Origin of the sequence: Brevibacillus sp. FSL K6-6036, assembly GCF_037964015.1 — a bacterium.
In the GTDB taxonomy this organism is placed as follows: Bacteria; Bacillota; Bacilli; order Brevibacillales; family Brevibacillaceae; genus Brevibacillus; species Brevibacillus borstelensis.
The window spans coordinates 457,065-477,138 of sequence record NZ_CP150173.1; the positions used below are offsets into that span (position 1 = coordinate 457,065).

At 54.5% G+C, this 20,074-nt stretch carries 18 protein-coding genes; 12 read left to right on the plus strand and 6 right to left on the minus strand.

Translation table 11 applies throughout. The features are described 5' to 3' along the window. Positions 1-8 precede the first annotated feature (8 nt). The 5 genes from NST37_RS02525 to NST37_RS02545 all read left to right on the plus strand — a co-directional run bounded on the left by NST37_RS02525 (position 9) and on the right by NST37_RS02545 (position 6,647). On the plus strand, positions 9-965 hold the full coding sequence (locus NST37_RS02525) for a sporulation protein (protein WP_327955925.1): 957 nt from the start codon (positions 9-11) through the stop codon (positions 963-965). 172 nt (positions 966-1,137) lie between these two features. Next, positions 1,138-1,800 (plus strand): sporulation membrane protein YtaF, encoded by a 663-nt coding sequence (gene ytaF / locus NST37_RS02530; RefSeq protein ID WP_003389907.1) that lies wholly within the window; start codon positions 1,138-1,140, stop codon positions 1,798-1,800. A 130-nt stretch (positions 1,801-1,930) separates the two neighbouring features. Beyond that, positions 1,931-4,726, plus strand: coding sequence for a calcium-translocating P-type ATPase, SERCA-type (locus tag NST37_RS02535; protein WP_024983317.1), 2,796 nt, complete (start codon positions 1,931-1,933; stop codon positions 4,724-4,726). Positions 4,727-4,822: 96 nt separating this feature from the next. Then, complete coding sequence (gene yunB, locus NST37_RS02540; protein ID WP_232425953.1) at positions 4,823-5,485, plus strand: sporulation protein YunB; 663 nt, start codon at positions 4,823-4,825, stop codon at positions 5,483-5,485. Between the two features lie 121 nt (positions 5,486-5,606). Next, entirely contained in the window at positions 5,607-6,647 is a 1,041-nt protein-coding gene (locus tag NST37_RS02545; protein ID WP_171505962.1) for a copper amine oxidase N-terminal domain-containing protein, read from the plus strand. Between the two features lie 309 nt (positions 6,648-6,956). Here the strand turns inward: NST37_RS02545 and NST37_RS02550 are convergent, their stop codons facing one another. Further along, complete coding sequence (locus NST37_RS02550; protein WP_003389902.1) at positions 6,957-7,481, minus strand: GNAT family N-acetyltransferase; 525 nt, start codon at positions 7,479-7,481, stop codon at positions 6,957-6,959. Between the two features lie 70 nt (positions 7,482-7,551). Next, positions 7,552-8,721 (minus strand): MFS transporter, encoded by a 1,170-nt coding sequence (locus NST37_RS02555; RefSeq protein WP_024983321.1) that lies wholly within the window; start codon positions 8,719-8,721, stop codon positions 7,552-7,554. A 274-nt stretch (positions 8,722-8,995) separates the two neighbouring features. Here NST37_RS02555 and NST37_RS02560 point away from each other — a divergent pair, with 274 nt between their 5' ends. The 5 genes from NST37_RS02560 to NST37_RS02580 all read left to right on the plus strand — a co-directional run bounded on the left by NST37_RS02560 (position 8,996) and on the right by NST37_RS02580 (position 13,296). Continuing rightward, complete coding sequence (locus NST37_RS02560) at positions 8,996-10,087, plus strand: PAS domain-containing sensor histidine kinase (RefSeq protein WP_003389900.1); 1,092 nt, start codon at positions 8,996-8,998, stop codon at positions 10,085-10,087. Beyond that, a complete protein-coding gene (locus NST37_RS02565; protein ID WP_003389899.1) occupies positions 10,062-10,718 on the plus strand; it encodes a response regulator transcription factor in 657 nt (218 codons plus the stop codon). The genes NST37_RS02560 and NST37_RS02565 overlap by 26 nt, the downstream gene beginning before the upstream one ends. A gap of 241 nt (positions 10,719-10,959) precedes the next feature. Then, positions 10,960-11,121, plus strand: coding sequence for a hypothetical protein (locus tag NST37_RS02570; RefSeq protein ID WP_003389898.1), 162 nt, complete (start codon positions 10,960-10,962; stop codon positions 11,119-11,121). 33 nt (positions 11,122-11,154) lie between these two features. Continuing rightward, positions 11,155-11,622 (plus strand): cytochrome c oxidase subunit II, encoded by a 468-nt coding sequence (locus NST37_RS02575; protein WP_003389897.1) that lies wholly within the window; start codon positions 11,155-11,157, stop codon positions 11,620-11,622. A 15-nt stretch (positions 11,623-11,637) separates the two neighbouring features. Beyond that, positions 11,638-13,296, plus strand: coding sequence for a b(o/a)3-type cytochrome-c oxidase subunit 1 (locus tag NST37_RS02580; RefSeq protein ID WP_003389896.1), 1,659 nt, complete (start codon positions 11,638-11,640; stop codon positions 13,294-13,296). A 220-nt stretch (positions 13,297-13,516) separates the two neighbouring features. Here the strand turns inward: NST37_RS02580 and NST37_RS02585 are convergent, their stop codons facing one another. Further along, positions 13,517-14,263, minus strand: coding sequence for a glucose 1-dehydrogenase (locus NST37_RS02585; protein WP_339186191.1), 747 nt, complete (start codon positions 14,261-14,263; stop codon positions 13,517-13,519). Positions 14,264-14,453: 190 nt separating this feature from the next. Here NST37_RS02585 and NST37_RS02590 point away from each other — a divergent pair, with 190 nt between their 5' ends. Next, positions 14,454-15,086, plus strand: a complete 633-nt coding sequence (locus NST37_RS02590; RefSeq protein ID WP_003389894.1) for a nitroreductase family protein — start codon at positions 14,454-14,456, stop codon at positions 15,084-15,086. A gap of 81 nt (positions 15,087-15,167) precedes the next feature. Here NST37_RS02590 and NST37_RS02595 read toward each other — a convergent pair whose 3' ends face one another. Genes NST37_RS02595 through NST37_RS02605 form a run of 3 tightly spaced genes read right to left on the minus strand, consistent with a single transcriptional unit; the run spans position 15,168 to position 18,683 of the window. After that, a complete protein-coding gene (locus NST37_RS02595) occupies positions 15,168-16,583 on the minus strand; it encodes a HAMP domain-containing sensor histidine kinase (protein WP_243014795.1) in 1,416 nt (471 codons plus the stop codon). Then, on the minus strand, positions 16,570-17,280 hold the full coding sequence (locus NST37_RS02600) for a response regulator transcription factor (RefSeq protein ID WP_003389892.1): 711 nt from the start codon (positions 17,278-17,280) through the stop codon (positions 16,570-16,572). The genes NST37_RS02595 and NST37_RS02600 overlap by 14 nt, the downstream gene beginning before the upstream one ends. 35 nt (positions 17,281-17,315) lie before the next feature. Next, a complete protein-coding gene (locus NST37_RS02605) occupies positions 17,316-18,683 on the minus strand; it encodes a hypothetical protein (protein ID WP_031932602.1) in 1,368 nt (455 codons plus the stop codon). A gap of 327 nt (positions 18,684-19,010) precedes the next feature. On the opposite strand from NST37_RS02605, the gene NST37_RS02610 reads away from it, so the two are divergent. Then, the gene (locus NST37_RS02610) at positions 19,011-19,970 is read left to right on the plus strand and encodes a hypothetical protein (RefSeq protein ID WP_024983327.1); all 960 of its coding nucleotides are present in this window, start codon (positions 19,011-19,013) and stop codon (positions 19,968-19,970) included. Positions 19,971-20,074 lie beyond the last annotated feature (104 nt).

The following is a 20,074-nucleotide window of genomic DNA, read 5'->3' on the forward strand; positions in this document are numbered from 1 at the left end:
AACCCGTCATGTTCAAAAAGTTGATGGCCAAATTCGGCGTAGGCGCAGCAACCGTGGATCTTCGGCTGGATCAGCCGGCTTATCGCCTGGGTGAAACCGTGACCGGACACATTCATATCGAAGGCGGGAACGTGGAGCAGCGGATTACAGAGCTGAGCGTTCTTTTGATGATGAACGCCCGGGTCAAAGGGCAAATCGTAACCCGTCAGGTGCATTCCGTCCAGGTTGCCCACAGCTTTAAGGTACTGCCAAAGCCTTACACAGTGGACATCCCCGTTTCCTTTGAGCTTCCGCAGGGGCTGGCGATCTCGTCGCCGTCTATCCAGTACGGCTTGCAGACAAAGCTGGACGTGGAAATGGCGCTTGATCCGACTGACATGGATCGGGTGGAGGTGCTGCCGCCGGAGCCGGTGGAGCGGGTACTGAACGCCCTGAACCGGCTGGACCTGCGGCAAAAGCCGGACTCCGGCGGTCTGACTCCTTATGGACAAGAGTTTTCGTTCTTTACAGGGCAGTCGCTGGGGATACCGCTGCGCGAGCTGGATGTCGTCTTTTTCTCCACGCCTGGCGAAATGCGGCTGCTGCTCGAGCTCGACTTGACCGTGCCGGGCATGCTGATGGGACGCCAGAAGGAGTACAAGGCAGAGCTCATCGTGCCGCAGGAGCTGCTTGCCGCAGAGAAGGAAGAGGAGCTGTCCCGCTTTTTGCTGGAAAAACTGCGCGAGTACGCGGAAAATCCGCAAGCCATCCCGTATGTGTCCATGGCTTCCTATGGGCAAATGCATGGAGGTCGTTCCGGCATGGGCGGCATGATCGGCGGAATGGCTGCGGGCCTCCTGGGAGCAATGCTCTTGGGCGAGCTCATGTCGGATGCGGGTGAGCTTGCCTTCGGGGAGTCGGGCGAAGAGTCCGGCGGCGATGAAGGCGGAGACGATTTTGACTTTGGCGGCTTTGATGATCTGTAAACACGCAAGTTTTTGGCCCGGGGCATACCCTCCGGGCTTTTCTTTTTGCTTGAAACATATCTTGTTTACAGATGAGCGAAAGCTGCGGGAAAACGCCCCTGGTCAAAAAGGGCACATCGGATAAGCGCGGAGCGTATTCTAAAGGGCAACGGGAAAGAGAGGTGATGGCATCATGAGCGGCTGGCTCTCGCTTCTTCTTGTGTCCCTGGCGATTAGCATGGATAGCGTCACCGTTGGATTGACATACGGTCTTCGGAATATGCGGATTCCTCTGATATCCCTTGCCGTCGTCGCCGGTTGTTCCTTTGCCGTGGTGTATACGGTAATGGCAGTAGGTTCGACGCTTGTATTCTGGCTGTCACCGGAGTGGGGCAAACAAATCGGAGCGGCTGTACTGATCGGGATGGGCTCATTTACCTTGTGGCGGCTGGTCTCTGCCCGTTCAGCCAAAAAGGACCAGACAAGTGCAGGCGAGTCTGAACAAAGCGGCGATCCGGCGCTCGTATCCCAATTCCGCATTTTTGGGCTGATCATCCAGATCCTCAGAGACCCCTCTTATGCGGATGCCGACAAATCGGGGCATATTACGGGCAGGGAAGCGGTTTTGCTGGGATTGGCGCTGTCGCTGGACGCTTTTGGCGCGGGGATCAGTTTGACATTCTTAGGCTATTCTCCCCTGACGGTAGCTGCATGTATCGCCGCGATGAGCGGTGGCCTGCTGTATCTTGGCGTGGTATTGGGGCAACAGGCCGGAAGGTGGAAGTGGCTGTCGCGGCTTACCTGGTTTCCCCCCATCCTGCTCATCTGTATCGGTTTGTTCAAAAGCTTCACGTGAGATCGTAAATCGACCCGTCCTTTCTGCAAGCAAGGACGGGTTGTTTGTGTGTTCCCCGGACAAGTGGGTTATTTTGGGGCCTGTCTGCATACATATGAGATGAAGTGTGAACGGGATGGAGGAGATTCAGGTGGACACAAGGCCCAATCAAAAATGGTACACGCTTGCGGCTGCTGATGTGACGAGAGCGCTGAACAGCGACGCCAGAGAAGGACTGTCCCAGAGTGAAGCGGAGCGCAGACTGGCCAAGATCGGCGCCAACCAGTTGGCCGCGAACAAGCGCAAGCCGCTGTTTACGGTCTTGCTTGACCAGTTTAAAGATTTCATGGTGCTGATTCTGTTCGTTGCCACGTTGATTTCTTATTTTCTCGGAGAGTATCTCGATGCCATCACGATTATCGCCATCATTTTCATTAACGGGGTGCTGGGCTTTATTCAGGAAGCCAAGGCAGAACGGTCCCTGCAGGCCTTAAAGGATTTGGCCTCCCCGATGGCCCGCGTGATGCGCGACGGCCAGCTTTTCCTGATCCCGGCATCCCGGCTCGTTCCCGGCGATCTGGTGCTGCTGGAAGCAGGGGATCGGGTCCCGGCTGACCTGCGTCTGTTTTCAGCCAATCGGCTAGAGATCGAGGAGTCGGCATTGACAGGGGAGTCTGTTCCGGTTTCCAAAACCGCGGGGGCGCTCTCGGCTGTGTCCGATGATGCGGTGCCGCTCGGAGACCAGAAAAACCTTGCATTCATGGGCACGATGGTGACCGGAGGGACCGGGCAAGGGCTGGTCGTCTCCACAGGAATGGATACCGAGATCGGAAAGATCGCCCATATGATGAATCAGGCGGAGATAGCCGAGACTCCTTTGCAGATCCGCTTGGAGCAAATGGGGAAAATCCTCGTAGTCGTCGCCGTTCTGCTCACGCTGGTCGTGATCGGAGCAGGGGTATGGCATGGTCATGAGTTGTTTACGATGTTTCTCGCCGGTGTGAGTTTGGCGGTCGCCGCGATCCCGGAAGGTTTGCCGGCCATCGTGACTGTTGCCCTGGCTTTGGGGGTACAGCGGATGATCAGGCGAAACGCAATCGTCCGCAAGCTGCCGTCCGTAGAAACGCTTGGATGTGCCTCAGTCATTTGCTCCGACAAGACAGGAACCTTGACGCAGAACAAAATGACCGTCACCCACATCTGGCATAGCAACACGACCTATCAGGTAACCGGCAGCGGCTACGAGCCGCATGGCGCCTTTCTTCTGCAGGGCAAGCAAATTGCTCCCGACCGCGATCAGGCGCTGGTTCAGTTGCTGCAGATCGCCCAGCGCTGCAACAACGCCCAGCTCTCCTGCGAAGAGGAGAAGGCGCGCAGACTGCTTGGCATGGGGAAAGCGGTGAAGCGGTGGCAGGTGGTGGGAGATCCTACGGAAGGCGCACTCAAGGTACTGGCGGCCAAGGGCCTCGGCTTCGATCCGGAGACAGGCAAAGGGCGTCAGGAGGGTGTTCGCGTAGACGAACTGCCTTTTGACTCCGACCGCAAAATGATGTCGGTCGTGGAGCAAAAAAGCGACGGAAGCTATGTCCTGTTGACCAAGGGGGCGGCGGAAGCGCTGCTTTCCAGATGCAGCCACATCATGTGGAACGGCCAGGTGCAGCCCCTGTCCGCCACGATGCGCCACCGGATTTTGGACCAGACAGAGGAAATGGCCGCCCAGGCTTTGCGGGTCCTGGGATTCGCCTACAAGCCGCTGCAAGGCTATCGCAGGGGTCAATCGGCCGAAATAAAGGAAACCGACCTGATCTTTGTCGGACTGGCGGGCATGATTGACCCGCCGCGCGAGGAAGTGCGCCCGGCGATCAATCTGTGTCATCAAGCAGGCATCAAGACGGTGATGATTACCGGCGACCATCGCATTACCGCTGAGGCGATTGCCCGCCAAATCGGGCTGATGCGCGGCTACGGAGAGATCATGGAGGGGCGCGAGCTGGATCGATTGACCGACGAAGAGCTGGCCGAACGGGCCGAGCGGGTCGCGGTCTATGCCCGGGTCTCGCCGGAGCACAAGCTTCGGATCGTCCGCGCCTTGCAAAGCAACGGGCATGTAGTGGCGATGACTGGCGACGGCGTAAACGACGCGCCTGCGATCAAAACGGCAGATATCGGGATTGCCATGGGGATTACCGGTACCGATGTGACCAAGGAAGCCGCCGATCTCGTTTTGCGTGATGACAATTTTGCCACGATCGTTGCTGCGGTCGAAGAGGGCCGCAACATTTACGACAACATCCGGAAATTTATTCGCTATTTGCTCGCCTCCAACGTGGGTGAGATTCTGGTCATGTTCTTCGCCATGATTTTGGGGATGCCGCTGCCCCTGGTGCCGATCCAGATTCTCTGGGTGAACCTGGTGACGGATGGGCTGCCGGCGATGGCACTGGGGGTCGATCCGCCCGAGGCAGACACGATGTACCAGCGGCCGCGCAACAAGCATGAGAACATTTTCGCCAGGGGATTGGGATGGAAGATTGTCAGCCGCGGCTTTTTGATCGGCCTCATGACGCTTCTGGCCTTCTGGCTGACCTGGCGGGAGAACCCGGATGACCTCGTCCACGCGCAGACTGTCGCATTTGTCACACTCGTCATGGCCCAGTTGATCCACGTCTTTGACTGCCGCAGCCAGCACAGCGTTTTCCATCGCAATATTTTTGAAAACAAGTATCTTGTATGGGCCGTGCTTTCCTCGATCGTGCTCGTGCTTGGGGTCGTGTATCTGGATGCGCTGCAGCCGATTTTCAAAACGACCGATCTGTACTTCCGCGATTGGGCACTGATTATCGTAGCGGCCGGCATACCTACATTCGTCGCGGGTATGGGAGGTGTGCTGCGGCGCGGACGTCCGCGCCCAGCGAACAAATCGACTGCAGGGACAGTGCGTTCCTGATCCCGCTGCAAGGCAGATGTCAAAAAGCCGGGAGAGAGCGAAATCGTGGTTCGCTATAGAAAAGGAGGCTGGCGGCGGAGGGGGAGACGATTCTTCCTGACGCTTGTCGCGCTGCTTATCGCGTTTATGGTCCTGTTCGTGATCGTCGAGAAACGGATCGAACCGACCTTGCTGTTGATTGCGACCCAGAAAGCGGATCAGGTGGCGAAGCTCGCGATCACGGACGTGGTTACCAAGCGGCTGACCCAGCAGGGAGTGGACTTCAACGAAATTATCGTCATGGAAAAGGACAACGAGGGAAACGTCAAGGCGATGAATTTCAATTTTGAACAGTACGCCCGGATTGTGGGGGAAACGACCACCCGGATTCAAAACCGGATGAAGGAGTTCGAGGAGGAGAACGTCAAGATTACCGTCCCGCTTGGCCTGGCGACCAAAAGCGTGTTTCTCGAGCATTACGGTCCTGAAATCCCTGTCTCTTTTGTCCCGGTTGGTTCGGTAAAGACCAGGCTGGAGACGGGGATGAAGCAGGCCGGAATCAACATGGTGCTGGTCACGGTCTACATCCAGGTGGAGGTTACGCTCAGGATTGTCATCCCTTTTGCCACCGAGGAAAAAACGGTAGTGACCCAGATCCCGATCACGGAAGCGCTCGTCGTGGGCAAGGTGCCCGATTATCTGTACAACAACCCCGCCGGCAAGCCGGATGTGCCGTATCCGCGGGCTCCGCAGGCTCCGCAGGGCGTGGCAAACCCTTAAATCAGGGGAGAAGCTTGAACTATAAACACTCCGTTTTCAAAAATCGTGAAACGTTTTTTTCTTTGCTGTCGTCCCAATAGCAGGACAACATCCAAACAAGAGATGAATGGGAGATGACAGCATGAAAAAAATGAAATCTGTTTCCATAACTTTGTTGGCAGCAGCAGTCCTCACGATGAATGGAGTCAGCGCATTCGCTACGTCTGAGCCCGTACGCGAACTGTCCGTACAGGTAAAAGGACAGGAAATTGGCAAGCTCGCCATTGACGATAAGCAGCAACAGACGATTCTGGTACCGCTTCGGGAAGTAGCGGAGTCGCTCGGATATGAAGTAAGCTGGAACAGCCAGACCAAAGCGGCTGAAGTGAAAAAGGGGGCCGTTTGGAGCTATGCCAAAGCTGGCGAGGACCGTTATCCCTTTGCCCGCATGTACAAATCGGTGGGAGCGACGCCAAAGCTGATTAACGGCAACACCTATGTGCCGGTCGCCTTTGTGGAGCAAATTTTGCAAACACCGGTGCAGGTGTCCGGAAACTCTGTCAGTGTTGCGGCAGAAGAGGAGCAGGATTATACAAAGAAGGCGGGAACGATCACCAGTATCCGCAACACGGACGGCAAAGTATCGATTTTGCTGAATGGCTATCAGCGGGGCATCCTGCTGCATGTAGCGGATGAAACGAAAATCGTCACAGCGGACGGCAAGGAAGCCAAGGCAGCAGACTTGAAGCTGGGCATGGAAATCGAGGTTGTCCACGAGAAATTCATGGCGATGAGCCTGCCGCCGCAAACGGCGGCGAAAGAGATCGTCATCAAGAACAGCATGCAGACCGAGGACGTTCTCGGAACATTCGGGTCTGTCGCCAGTGTCGAGGACAACAAGGATGGCGGAGTGCGAATCGCTGTCGAGGGCGAGCGTCTGACCGACAATTCGTTTGAAAAGATCCACCTGCTCGTAAACGACCAGACGAAGATTGTCACTACAGATGGCAACAAAGCGCTTGCGATCGCTGATCTGAAAAAGGATGCGAAAGTGTTTGCTTTCTACAGTCCAAAGCTGACCCGCAGCGCCATTCCGCAGGGCGTGGCAGAGAAAATCGTCGTGGAGCCGGCTGACAACCTGGTGACCGTGGAGCCGGCGGCAGCTGAGGAGCCGAAAAAATAAGAGTGAAAACAAAGAAGCGGTCCAGCTTGTCATGCTGGCCCGCTTTTCTTTTTGGGGCTGAGAGGGCTTCCCGGTACGGTTTTTGAGTCGGATCAGTTAGGCACTGAAACCCCGCCAGCTAGGCACGATCTTTGCTGAGGAGCATGCCGACAGTATTGCCGATAAATTCAAACACAAAGATAAACAGCTCCATGCATCCCACCCCATTTTTTCCATTTGATGGAAAATACGGAGGCCGCAGAAAATAGTTTCGGAAAATGGTGCAAGAAGCAAGATCGGTGATTGCAACATCGATTTTTCATACAAGGGCTACAGGGCTAAAGCCATGTAGTCTTCGTCCGAATAAACGCCGTTTTGCTTGAGGGCATTCTTTTCCGTGCCGAATACTTGAAAGCCCAAGGAGAGGTAGAGATGGCGCGCAGCCTCATTGTCGCTGGCTACGGTCAGATTGATCTGTTCAAGACCGTCCAGCTCTTTTGCCTTCTCGATAATGGCTGAAATCAGCTTTTTGGCGATGCCCTTCCCGCGCTGGGCAGGGGTGGTGTAGACGCCTACCAGAGAAGCCTTGTGCCGCAGTTTTACATACGTTTCCCGTTTGAGCGTGGCTACAGCGACCAAGGTATCGCCGACAAATGCGCCCATCGTGAACAAATCCAGGGTGGGGGTCAAGCGGGTTTTCCATGTGTCCAACAGGTTTTTGTCCTGGATCGTTTCTTCATAGGTGGTCGAGAAAGCTTCCGGATTTGCTTTCAAAGCCTCCAGGCGCAAGGCTATGAATCGTTCGGCATCTTCTGATCCGAGTGTTCTGATCGTGATATTATGTAACTCGCTCATCGATCTTCCTTCTTTCGAAAAGAATTTGCTAAATTATAACACGCAAAATACAGAAAAACAGATTTCATTTTTATAGGTGATCAGGGGGCGCATTCCTCACCTGTTTGCCTACAAATCCCATGCTCAACACTCCGGCCCCGAGCGCAAATCCTCCGCAAATCAGCGCCAGCGCAGTAAACCCCCATAGCTGATAAACCGGTCCGCCCAAATAAGAACCGAGCGTCATCCCGATGTACATGCCGGTAATGTTCCAGGACATGATTCTGCCCGTTTCGCCCGGATACTCATTGGACAAGCGCGATTGGTAGGACGGCACGAAGGCATACCCGACCAACGCCCACAGAAACAGGAGCGGATAAAGCCAATTTGACGAGGGAAGCGTACCGACCAGAGATAGAAAGGGGACGAGCACAAGCAGGCTGGCAGTAGAAACGGGACGCTCTCCAATCCAGTCGGCGAGCCTTCCGCCGCTCAAGCTCCCCAGCATCGCTCCGACTCCGTATGCCGTCAGCGATACGGCAAGCTGTGCGGACGTAAACTCGTTCTGCTGGGCAAGGGCCGTTCCCAAAAAGGTATACACCCCGTACATCGCCATCGACCACAATATGGTTACCACGACAGAGCGCAGGACATCGCAGAGAGGGCGGCGCTTTGTCTGGGGCATCAGAGTGTTTTTCCGCATCTTTGGCCATACGCGCCCATTCAGGAGTGCAAGCAGCAAGCTTCCTGCGGCTATACAGAGAAACGGCAAGCGCCAGCCTTCCCAGCCTGCAAGCAAAGTGCCGAGCGGCGTACCGACCCACAAGCCGGTGAGATTGCCGGAGACGACAACAGACAGCCATGCCGCCCGCCGGTTGGCAGGAGCGAGACCGCTGACAAAGGCGTAGACGGAAGGGGCGATAGCGGCCAGCGAAAGTCCGGCTGCCAACCGGCTGCCGAGCAGTAGCAGAAAGCTGTCGGCAAGCGCTGTCCCCAGATTGGCAAGCGCAAAACAGACTAATCCTGCCACCAATACATAGCTGCGCCTTTCCTGAAGCCTGTCAAATAATGTACCGGCCCAGGGAGAGCCGCATGCATACATGACCGCCATGACCGTTACCAGCCAGCCCGCGGCAGCCGGTGTCACACCAAACTCAGCGGATATAGCAGGCAGCAGCGGCGACATGATAAAGACATCGGTTCCGACCAAAAACAGAGTAGCGGCTCCAGTAAACAGCCAGATTGCTTGATTCCCTGACATGCATAGCTCCCCCGGTGTGCCAACGCACAGTTGTTTTTATCAGCTATATGGCGTGCAAGGAAGGAGGTGCCGGGTTGCTCATGTTTTCCCGCAAAGAAAGCCGCCCAGTTTTTGCTTAGGCAAGACAGTGGAGCGTCGCCCGGTGCATAAACCGTGCCTCCAGTCCCATTAACAGGTGGATGGAGGGCGGAGGTTAAGGGAATTCCCTGATACACTTTCCCCGGCCCACAGCCTACAATAGCAATATGGATGTTTGTCTGCGAGGAGGAACAAGGTGAACGCGTGGAAGGAAGAACGGGGTACGTCTCAAGAGACCGTCTCGCTGCTGCAGTCGATTTTTACGAACATCAGCGATGCTGTTCTCGTCGTCGATCACAGCGGGATGATCGTGACCGTCAATGCCGCTATGGAACGGATATCCGGATGGTCGCAGGACGAACTGGTCGGGAAAAAACATATATGCGAAGTATGTCTGGGCATGGCGACATGTCAGGAGGAGAGCACCTGTACAGACTGCTTTTTCAAACGCTCGCAAATGCCTTCCTTTGAGATGCGGCTCAGGACAAAAGAGGGCCGGGAATATCCCGTGGCTGCCAGTTCGACCAGACTTCCGGAAGGGGCGCCAGGCAAAATGGTGATGATCCTCCGCGACATGACTGATCAACAGCGGGCGGAAAAAGAACGGTACCAGCATAAGTTGACCAATTTCGTCATCCAGGCTCAGGAGGAAGAGCGGAAACGCATCTCCCGGGAGCTTCACGATGGCGTAGGGCAGGCTTTGTACAGCATTCTTGTCGGCTTGAACGTCCTTGGACAGAGCAAGCTGAGCGGGGCGATGAAGCAGCATGTCGCGGATGTCCAGCAACTGACGGCCAAAGCGATGGAAGAAGTAAAGCGGATGGCTCTGGAGCTGCGCCCCTCAGCCCTGGATGATCTCGGGCTTTTGCCGGCTCTGCGCTCCCTGATCAAACGGGTGGAAAAGAGCTTTGGCCTCACCGTGGATCTCCATGTGCAGGGTGCAAGGCGCCGCTACCAGGCAGCGATGGAAACAGCTCTCTACCGCATCGTCCAGGAGGCGATGACGAATACAGCCAAATACGCCCAGGCGGAAAAGCTGGGTATCGTCTTTGAAGACAGAGAAAAAGAAGTGGTGGTTACTATCGTGGACGACGGTGTCGGCTTTGACGTGGAAGCAGCCGAGCACAGAGGCTCCGGGCTGGGATTGTTCGGGATGAAGGAAAGGGCCCAACTGCTGGGAGGAAGCGTCGATGTCCGTTCTGCGATCGGGGAAGGCACCACTGTCATTGTTCGCATACCATTGCCAAAGGGGGAAGCAGAACATGGGGATACGCGTCCTGATCGCTGACGACCATGCCGTGGTCCGCTCCGGTCTGGGCATGCTGATCGACGCCCAGCCGGATTTGGAAGTCGTAGGCTATGCCGCAGACGGGAAAGAGGCTTTTGACAAGGCCTTGGAAATCAAGCCGGATGTGGTTTTGATGGATCTCAGCATGCCGCCGGGCGAAAACGGACTTTCTGCCACGGGGAGATTGAAGGAGGCCGCTCCCGACATCCAGGTGCTCGTGTTGACCATGCATGACGACGAAGAGTACCTGTTCCGGGTGCTGCAGGCAGGGGCTGCGGGCTACATTTTAAAGAGCGCTCCCGATCTCGACCTGATCGCCGCCATCCGGACCGTGTCCAAAGGGATGGCGTACCTGTATCCGTCGGCGACCAAATCGCTGATCGAGGAATTTTTGCAAATGGTGAAAAACGGCGAGGAGCAGGCAAAATACGAGATTTTGACGGAGCGGGAAAAGGAAGTCCTGATCCTGATCGCCAAGGGCTTCAGCAACAAGGAAATTGCCGAGCAATTGACGGTTTCTGTCAAGACCGTGGAATCTCACAAGGCGCACATCATGGAGAAGCTTCATCTGCGTACCCGGCCTGATCTGGTCCGGTATGCGATCAAAAAGGGATGGCTTGATTTTGAATAACAATGCAGAAGGGCAAGCGCAGATGCTTGCCCTTTTTTATGCTCTTTTCTGCCTCGCTTGCTCCGCGCCTTTCATCCGGTTTTGCTTATGTCCAAAATGTGTCAGGAATCGGGGAATATCGGGAGGTTCCCGGAGCATTTTAGGGGTTTTCCCTGAATTACACCGCAACTGGCCGGGGGGTAGAATGAAGGCGTAAAAAGGAATAACGCCGGTCACGGTTTCAGGAAAGGAGGAGTGAGCCGTGGAGACGAGAACAGATACGCAGCGCCAAAACGACAAGGCGAAAAAGACACAGCCGGAGTCGCAAAACCTGAAAGGGACATTTATCGCTGTATTGCTGGTGGGCGCAATCATACTCCTAAGCTGGTTTGGTGTGTTCGGACTATTCCTGGGTCGTGCATAGAAGAGCAAGTTCAATGAGAAGGGAGAGGAAACGATGCATCTGCACCGTTATGAAAAAATCTGGCTGTCTCTGGGAGCAGGGGGCCTCGCATTGTTCATCGTGCTGCTGTGCGTGAACGCCTTCGCGATGGGAATGGCTCCTCCGAGCAACATGGAAATGATTGACCCGGCCAAAGTGACAGAAACTCCTCCGTTCGACAACCCTGGCCTGAAAAAGCTGAGTGACAACGAGTACGATGCGTACATGACGGCGTTTGCTTTCGGCTTTGCGCCCAATAAAATGGAAGTTCCGGTCGGTTCCAAGGTGAATTTTCACGTCACCAGTCCGGATGTCGTCCACGGATTTCAAATACCGGGAACCAACGTCAACTTCATGGTAATGCCGGGCCATATCAACTCTGCATCCTACACCTTTGACAAACCGGGAGAATACCTGATCTTGTGCAACGAATACTGCGGCGCCGGCCACCAGGTGATGGCGACCACCATTATTGTGAAATAGAGGCAGGTGAATAACATGAATCATACAACAATCGGGCAGGCGCAAGTCGACCGTCCTACGGCTCGTCTCAGTCTCGCTTACGTTTGGGTCGCATACGCGGCGTTTGGCTTGGCTGCACTGGCCGGGATGCTCCAAGGAATGGTGCGGGGCGGACTTGTCGAACTGCCCAGTTGGACGAATTACTATCAGATTTTGACCGCGCACGGAGTGTTAATGGCACTTATTTTTACGACGTATTTCATCATCGGATTCCTCTTGTCCGGGGTAGCCAAAACGACGGGAGGCTCTCTGCACGGAACTGCCCGCGGGCTCGGCTGGACAGGATGGGTGCTGATGACGGTCGGGACGGCAATGGCTGTCGTGACGATTGTTACGAACGACGCTTCCGTTCTCTACACCTTTTACGCGCCGCTGAAGGCGTCGCCGTACTTCTACATCGGCGCTGCGCTCCTGGTTGTCGGGAGCTGGTTTGGCGGGTTTGCGATTTTTAGCAGCTACCGCAAATGGAGACGGGAAAACAGAGGCAAGCTGTCTCCACTGTTCGTCTACATGTCGGTCACGACTTTTGTTCTGTGGTTGATCGCAACCGTTCCGGTTGCTGTCGAAGTTCTGTTCCAGCTTATTCCCTGGTCTTTGGGCTGGACACCGAGCATTAACGTCATGCTCAGCCGTACCTTGTTCTGGTTCTTCGGCCATCCGCTGGTGTACTTCTGGCTGATGCCTGCGTATATCGCCTGGTACGTCTGCGTTCCGCGCGTCATCGGCGGCCATGTATTCAGCGATTCGCTCGCTCGGCTTGCTTTTATCTCGCTGCTTCTGTTCTCCATGCCGGTCGGCTTCCACCATCAGCTGATGGAGCCGGGTATTTCCGCAGGCTGGAAAATGATACACGTCATTTTGACGCTGATCGTTGTCGTACCGTCGCTGATGACTGCCTTCTCCATGTTCGCCACCTTTGAAACAACGGGGCGGAAAAAGGGAGGAGTGGGACTGTTCGGCTGGTTTAAAAAGCTGCCGTGGTCCGATGTCCGCTTCTTCGCGCCATTCGTCGGCATGCTCTTCTTTATCCCGGCAGGTGCCGGCGGGATCATCAACGCCAGCAACCAGATGAACGCGGTCGTACACAATACGATCTTTGTCACCGGCCATTTCCACATTACAGTAGGTGCCGCTGTCGCTCTGACCTTCTTCGGTGTCAGCTATTGGCTTATCCCTGTGCTGACCGGGCGGACATTGACCCGTACAGCCAACCGCATGGGGATGGTGCAAACCGTATTCTGGTCGGTGGGAATGTTCCTGATGTCGTTTGCGATGCACTATTTGGGCCTGCAAGGAACGCCTCGCCGGACGGATTATACCACCTACATGGATCATCCGCTGGCGCTCGGCTGGATGGATTACCAACGCGTCATGGCGTTTGGCGGCGGGCTGCTGTTCGTAGCGGCTGTACTGCTGATCCTGATCCTGGGCTACCTGACCTTCTATGCCCCGAAAGGAAAGACCGAATACCCGATCGCGGAAACAGAGGCGGAGCAGCATACGCCCCGGATTCTGGAACGCTGGCCGGTATGGGTGGGCGTACTGCTCTTCCTGATCGTGATGGCATACGGCATTCCGATCGCCGATCAGCTGACCCACAATCCGCCTGGTTCGCCACCAATTCGCACCTGGTAAACGTTGGGACAAATGTAAAAAGCAAAGGCAGAAGCAGAAGCAAAAGCAAAAGCAGAAGCCACAACAAAAGCCACTCGGTTTTACGCCGAGTGGCTTTTCAATTTGAGTGAAGAAATTTTTGTCCATAGAATTTGTACATAGAAAGAAAAACCGCCTTCCTGCATATGGAGAAAGGCGGCTCAACGAAATAATCGAAAGCGAAGTTCGTTAGAGAGCGAAGTCAAGGCAGATAAATCATTTTCCGAGTCATGCCCCCGTCGAGGACGAGCTCGGTACCGGTGACAAAGTCGTTCTCGTCGTCGGTCAAAAATAGGCAGGCCCGGGCGACGTCTTCCGGACGTCCTACGCGGCCGGCGGGATGCTGCTCATGATCCTCCGGACGGAGTGCTTCTTCGTCGCCCGTTTCGATCCAGCCAGGGGAGATGGCGTTGACGCGAATACGGTCCGGACCGAGGGAAAGCGCCAGAGCGTGAGTCAGAGCAAGAATGCCGCCTTTGGAAGCGGCGTATGCCTCGGAGTGGGGCTCGGACATGTGGGCGCGCGTGGAGGAGAGGTTGACGATCGCGCCTCCGCCGGTTCTCCGCATCAACAGTGCGGCTTCCCGCGAGCAGAGAAAGACACTGCGGAGATTGGTATTGATCACTTGGTCCCATTCCTCTACGGACAGCTCATACGGAGACTTCCATGTGGATACCCCGGCGTTGTTAATCAGGATGTCCAAATGGCCCCAGCGCTCCGCGACTTCCTCCATCAGCCGAATAATATCGGCAGGAGAGCTAACATCCACTTGCTGAAAAAAGACGTTTCCTCCGGCATGGCTGATTTTTGTCGCAGCCCGTTCCCCCAATTCCCGGTTTTTTTCGGCAATGCAGACTCTTGCACCCCGGGCGGCATACATGGCGGCGACAGCATAGCCGATACCTTGTCCTGCACCGGTAACGACGACAACTTTTTCGGAAAACGGCATAACGGAACCCTCCTAATGAAGTAGATATAGCGGTGCATGAAATAGCAAGGATAGCTGAAAACTGAAAGCGAAGCGTACCTTCATACATACAACTGCAAGATATACAAAAATAGGCTGGAAATGCAGTATGTAACTATAGTAAAGTAAGTATTGACTTTGCTACTTGATGAAATAAAGGAGGATGTATATCATGCAAACAGACATGAAACTCACTGCTGAGCAAGCTATGGAAGCGCGTCACAGCGTCCGAAAGTACGATCCCAATGAAGCGATTCCGAGAGGAGTACTGAATGAAATCCTGCGGTTAGCAGCTACAGCTCCATCCTCCTGGAATCTGCAGCACTGGCGCTTTCTGGTAGTAACGGATCAGGCTCACAAGGAACGCCTGCTGCCGATCGCCCACGGTCAGGAACAAGTGGTGAAAGCTCATGCAGCGATTGTGATTTTGGCTGATCTGGAGGCCGACAAGTCGGCTCGCCCCGTTTACGATGGAGCTTTGGCTCAAGGCTACGTAAGCGAGCAGGTGCGCGACTCGATGATCAGCCAAATCGAGAACGCATACCGAGACAACCCGCAGCTCGCCCGCGATGAAGCGATCCGCAACTCTTCCCTGGCAGCCATGCAGCTGATGTTGGCCGCCAAGGCAAAAGGCTACGACACTTGCCCGATGTGTGGATTCGACAGAGAGAAGCTGATCCAGGCTTTCAATATTCCTAGCCGCTACTTGCCTTCGATGATCATTACTTTGGGCAAGGCGAGCGCTCCTGCCCATCCTACGCAGCGATTCGGACTGGATGAATTGGTGATTGAAAACAGCTTTTAATACGGATGAAAGAAGGAAAACGCTCGCGTGGTCGGGCGTTTTTTGTTGGCTGAATTTGTTTGTTGGTTGGCCAAATATCGGCTATACGCTTTTCTCCTCAGGGGTGAGGCTTTGTGCCAGCGGCAGCTCGACCGTTACCGTCGTTCCTTTGCCCAAGGTGCTCGACACGGAAAATTGGCCGCCGTGCAGGTGAACGATCTCTTTGCAAATGGCAAGACCGAGACCGCTGCCTGATCGCTTGGATTGTCCCTTGAAAAACCTTTCCGTTATATGGGGCAAATCTTTCGGGGCGATGCCTTCCCCTGTGTCGCTGACCAGCACTTTTACATGCGTCTCATCCGTCTGACATGAAATCTGGATAGAGCCTCCGCGTAAAGTGAATTTGAAAGCATTGTCCAGCAGGTTTACGAAGATCTGCTTCATCCGATTGGGGTCCACCTGCACGGGAACAGGAGAGGGCGGGATATGGACGAAAAAGTCAATGCCCTCGTCCTGTGCCCGAAGGCCGAATTGAATCCGCACATCCTCTACAATATCGCGCAGATCGAGGCGCTCCGTCGATAATTTCAGTTCACCGGACTGAAACTTCGAGAAATCGAGCAGCTCTTCTACCAGACCAATCAACCGGTCCGTCTCCTTGGAGATGACCTCCAGCCCCAGCATCGTCTCTTCCTTGTCCTCCAGCCCTCCGGAAATCAACGTCTCGCCCCAGCCTTTGATCGAGGTAAGCGGCGTCCGCAGTTCATGGGAAACCGATGAGATAAAGTTGTTTTTCATCTGTTCATTCTTGCTTATCTCCGCTGCCATGTAGTTAAACGCCTCGGCTAAAGTACCGACTTCGTCATTAAATTGCTTTTTTGCCCGCGCGGAGAAATTTCCGGTCGCCATCTGTGTAGCCGCCCGGGTCAGCTCCTGAATCGGGCCGACGATGCGCTTGGCGATGATCAGGCTCAACGTGAAGGCGAATAACACCACGATCACCCCGACTCCCGCACCGTACATCGCAATCCGGTATACGGCAGCGTACAGCGGCTCGGCTGAAATCGAGTAGCGCAGGACACCTACCTGCTCTCCCATGTAGACAAGCGGATTGGATACCGCGATCACCCTCTCCCGCGTGTACGGAGACTTGCCGACATACAACCCCATGCCGGTTTGCAAGGCATTGAGCACATCTGGCGTTTCGATGACCTCTGCCGTCTGAAAGCCGTAAGAGTTGAGAATGACTTTTCCAGTCAGATCAAGGACTTCCACTTTGGCGGTTTCTTCTTTTGAGACGTTTTCCAATATATAGCGGGCTTTGTCTCTCAAGTGGTAGCTGTCCGCGTACTTGTTGATAAAGTTGGTGAAGGTCGTCGATCTCGTCACCAGAGTCTCTGTGGCCGTGCCGAAATAGTAGGTACGCACAGCCCAGTAGAACAGCCCCTCAAGGACGAGGACGATCAACAGCAGGATCAGGCCAAAATGAATGACGAGCCGCGCTCTAATTCCCCTCATCAGCGGTTTCCTTTCGCCATAAATAACCATAGCCCCAGACCGTCTCGACGTATGCGGGATGGGCCGGATCGTCTTCGATTTTTTGCCGGATTCGACGGATGTTCACGTCCACTACCTTTAGATCGCCGATATAGAACTGTCCCCACACTTCGGTCAAAATGTCGTCGCGGCTAATTGCTTTGTTGGCGTTCTCTGCAAGCAGCTTGATGATGGCAAATTCTTTCGGCGTCAAATCGATTTCCTGTTTGTGCTTGATCAGCTTCCGCTCGTCGAGAAGCAGTTGGAAAGGAGGAATGTCGATAATGCGGGAATCTTCCTCCTGCACCTCGAGCGCAGTAAGCCTGCGGTGCAGGGCTTTTACCCGGGCGAGCAGCTCTGCCGGGCTGAATGGTTTGACGACGTAGTCATCTGCGCCAAACTCCAGCCCCATCACTTTGTCCAGCTCCTGGCTCTTCGCCGTCAGCATAATGATTCCCATGCGGGGAAACTTGCGGCGGAGCTGTCCGCACACTTCAAATCCGTCGATTCCCGGCAGCATGACGTCCAGGATGGCGATCTCGATATTCGGTTGGCTGTCCGCAATGGTCAACGCCTCTTCGCCAGAGGCGGCCTCGATGACGTCGCATCCCTCGCGCTTGAGATTGATGCGGACAAAATCGCGGATTGATTTTTCATCTTCTAACAGCAGTACTTTCATGTTCTCGTCTCCTTAGAAAACCGAACCGGCCGAGCTTAGAGCTGCATTTTCAACGGTCGGAACAACTGTCTGATTTCGTCCGAGGTCAGCAGCATGGCGTTGTATTCGCGCAAAGCGGCACTGCTCAGATTGTCAGGCTTTTGCGGCTGGATCGCCACGAGCACTTGCTTGCCCTGTTCTGACAATACCAGATACGGCGTCTGCTTGCCCTCAGAGGATTTTTCCATTTTCGCCCACTCCTGCTGAGGGATCGATTGGAAGGTGAGGAGGGTCGCTTTCTGCTCGCCGTTCTGACCGTAGTAGACCATGTGGGCCACGGTCGAATTGGAATCGGGATTTCGCTCAACCGTAAACTTGTCCTTCCATTTATCCGGGATGCGAAAATCGATGCCAAGCCTGGTGCTTTGGAAATGATCCTCCATATGCTTTAGGCCGCTTTTGCCATCCCACTGATAGTAGGAAGAGATCCAGGGGATTTCCGCCATGGCCATTTCGTCCGTGCCTGGCGGCTGTGTATGAATTCCTATTTCTATAATCCCGTCATCGTTAATATCTTCACTATATAGGCTGTATGGTTTAAAAGTCAGTTCCATTTCTTCCCGGGTGCCAGCCAATGGACGGAGCAATTGGCCATTTTCCAGGATCAACAGCTCGGTCATAGCGGAATGGGCTCCGAGGCCGGCTTCGATGAAAATGCCATTTTTTGTCGGGGACGCCTTGCCGATGACTGCCTGCTCGTAGCCGTTTACATTGCCGTCCAGTTGGATCTCCGTCCATTTGGACAGTTTCCCGTCCGTTGGGCCGTACACCTCTGCTTTGGATACCAGATTGTTGTTGTCGTGAACGACGAGGGCCAGCTCTTGCTCCTGATTTCCGGCAAGATCTCCTACCGCCATGACCGAATAAGGCTGCTTCAGCAGTTCCACGGGCTGATTTTCTTTTAGGGAATAGACGGAAAGCTCCTTGTTCAGGCCGTCTCCGCCGCCCCATCCGATCAGCATCTCGGGAATTCCGTCGCCGGTCATGTCAACGTAATCGACATAGTCCAATTCCCGGCCGATCCCGGTGAAAGAGGCAGTCTTTTTCCAGTTTCCGCCACTCTGTGACAAGACCAGGACGCCGATCTCGTAGTCGGTTTTTTCCGTCTTGTAAAAGGCGATCACCTCAGGCGAGCCGTTGCCTGTCAAGTCGTGAAGGGCGACAGCACTAGACTCTGCCGGGTTCAACGGCACGGTCAGCTGTGAGCCGGGGGGGAGAAACTGCATGACCGCCTGATTGATCGACTGCTGGTTGACGTCGGCCGCAGGCGCACGCATCAGTTCGTTGGGAGTATCGGTAAAGCCGCAGCCGCCGCCGGTCAGCGCGACAGACAAGACAGCCAAATACAGCCAGATTTTTTTCATCTGTCTTTTCGTTCCTTTCTGTTGGTGCTCAAATAGACGCATGATTTCATTCCCACTCTATTGTAGCTTGCCCGAGAGGTGAATTTGTTGCAAACCGGTAAAAAAAACAGACCCGCTTAAAAAAAGAATGGGCATGGAGAAACCTGCCTGCAACAATTTAGGAGGTTATACCGTTTATGATTACAGAGAAATGAAACCCATCCATTGCGAAATATGGCGGATAAGTGGATGGGACATACATGAAAAGAGGCATGACTCTGGACCTGTGCTAATGATAACAGGAGAAAAAGAGCAGGAAAGCCTGGGTACTAAGGGAGGAAGAAAGAAATGAAAGCATGGCAACGAGCGTTATGTACAGTTGTTTTGGGGGGAGCAGTCACATTGACCTCTACGTGGACGGGAGCACCCGTTCAGGCACAAGCAAGTCAGCAGACAGCAGTTCAGATCGTACGGATTGCGCCGGAGGAGTCGATCTTGTTCACGATCCAGTTCATTGACGGATTCCGCGCCAAAGTCGTGGACAACAAGACGAGAGCGACGACCTATATCGATATCAAGGAAAACAAAGACGAGTACCTGCGCAGAGGGATTTATAACAAGCAGGGGAAAGTGACGCAGCCGACTAACGGATTTTCCGACAAGCTGGCTGAGCTGGTTCCCTATGTGACCGAGAACGGGTCGATTCAATACGTGGGGCGTCAAAGAATGTGGGGACTGCACGGAAACGACCAGATCGCTCACGCTACAAGCATTTGGAAGCTGGAAAACCAGAAGCCGAAGCTTGTCGGCCTGACTGTAAGCCCGGGGGAATCAGACAACTTTCCGTCTCCTGATGTGTTCCTCAATACGGGAATCTCTCTGGATAAAGACATCACATTTGTACTCGACACCAAGTATGCCGATGTGAACGGTGACGGCATCAAAGACCATGTCATGCTGGTCGGACACAAAGAGGGAGCTGCGTTTGGCCTGCCGGTCGATGATCTGCGCATCGTCGTTCGCGAAGGAAGAAGGGGCCAGCATTTCTTTGCTTCCGTAGGCAAGCTGGATGCCGGATACCTGCCGAAGCTGAACATCGGCTATATCAACTCGGACAAAGTAAAAGACATCCTTGTGACCATTCCGACCAAAAATGGCCGCGTATACAGCGCCCTGACGTGGAAGTATACCAAGTTTGTACCTTTGATCGATCAAGCAGCGCTCAATAACCCGAAACAGTACAAGGTAACATTAGATGGCCAAGGAGTCGGGACTTCGGTTCAGAGCGTTCGGTCCGCAAAAAAATAAACATGTGAGCTTGCAAGAAAGCCGAAGATAGGAAACAGCTCCTGTCGAGCACTTTTTCATTGAATACTGACGGTTAAGGGCTGTCCCTTGTCTATCGCAGACGG

Coding starts and splice junctions, on each gene's coding strand:
- ytaF (WP_003389907.1), top strand. CDS start 1,138: ATGAGCGGCTGGCTCTCGCTTCTTCTTGTGTCCCTGGCGATTAGCATG.
- NST37_RS02550 (WP_003389902.1), bottom strand. CDS start 7,481: ATGAGCGAGTTACATAATATCACGATCAGAACACTCGGATCAGAAGAT.
- NST37_RS02525 (WP_327955925.1), top strand. CDS start 9: ATGTTCAAAAAGTTGATGGCCAAATTCGGCGTAGGCGCAGCAACCGTG.
- NST37_RS02545 (WP_171505962.1), top strand. CDS start 5,607: ATGAAAAAAATGAAATCTGTTTCCATAACTTTGTTGGCAGCAGCAGTC.
- NST37_RS02555 (WP_024983321.1), bottom strand. CDS start 8,721: ATGTCAGGGAATCAAGCAATCTGGCTGTTTACTGGAGCCGCTACTCTG.
- NST37_RS02585 (WP_339186191.1), bottom strand. CDS start 14,263: ATGCCGTTTTCCGAAAAAGTTGTCGTCGTTACCGGTGCAGGACAAGGT.
- NST37_RS02575 (WP_003389897.1), top strand. CDS start 11,155: ATGCATCTGCACCGTTATGAAAAAATCTGGCTGTCTCTGGGAGCAGGG.
- NST37_RS02605 (WP_031932602.1), bottom strand. CDS start 18,683: ATGAAAAAAATCTGGCTGTATTTGGCTGTCTTGTCTGTCGCGCTGACC.
- NST37_RS02600 (WP_003389892.1), bottom strand. CDS start 17,280: ATGAAAGTACTGCTGTTAGAAGATGAAAAATCAATCCGCGATTTTGTC.
- NST37_RS02595 (WP_243014795.1), bottom strand. CDS start 16,583: ATGAGGGGAATTAGAGCGCGGCTCGTCATTCATTTTGGCCTGATCCTG.
- NST37_RS02610 (WP_024983327.1), top strand. CDS start 19,011: ATGAAAGCATGGCAACGAGCGTTATGTACAGTTGTTTTGGGGGGAGCA.
- NST37_RS02580 (WP_003389896.1), top strand. CDS start 11,638: ATGAATCATACAACAATCGGGCAGGCGCAAGTCGACCGTCCTACGGCT.
- NST37_RS02590 (WP_003389894.1), top strand. CDS start 14,454: ATGCAAACAGACATGAAACTCACTGCTGAGCAAGCTATGGAAGCGCGT.
- NST37_RS02565 (WP_003389899.1), top strand. CDS start 10,062: ATGGGGATACGCGTCCTGATCGCTGACGACCATGCCGTGGTCCGCTCC.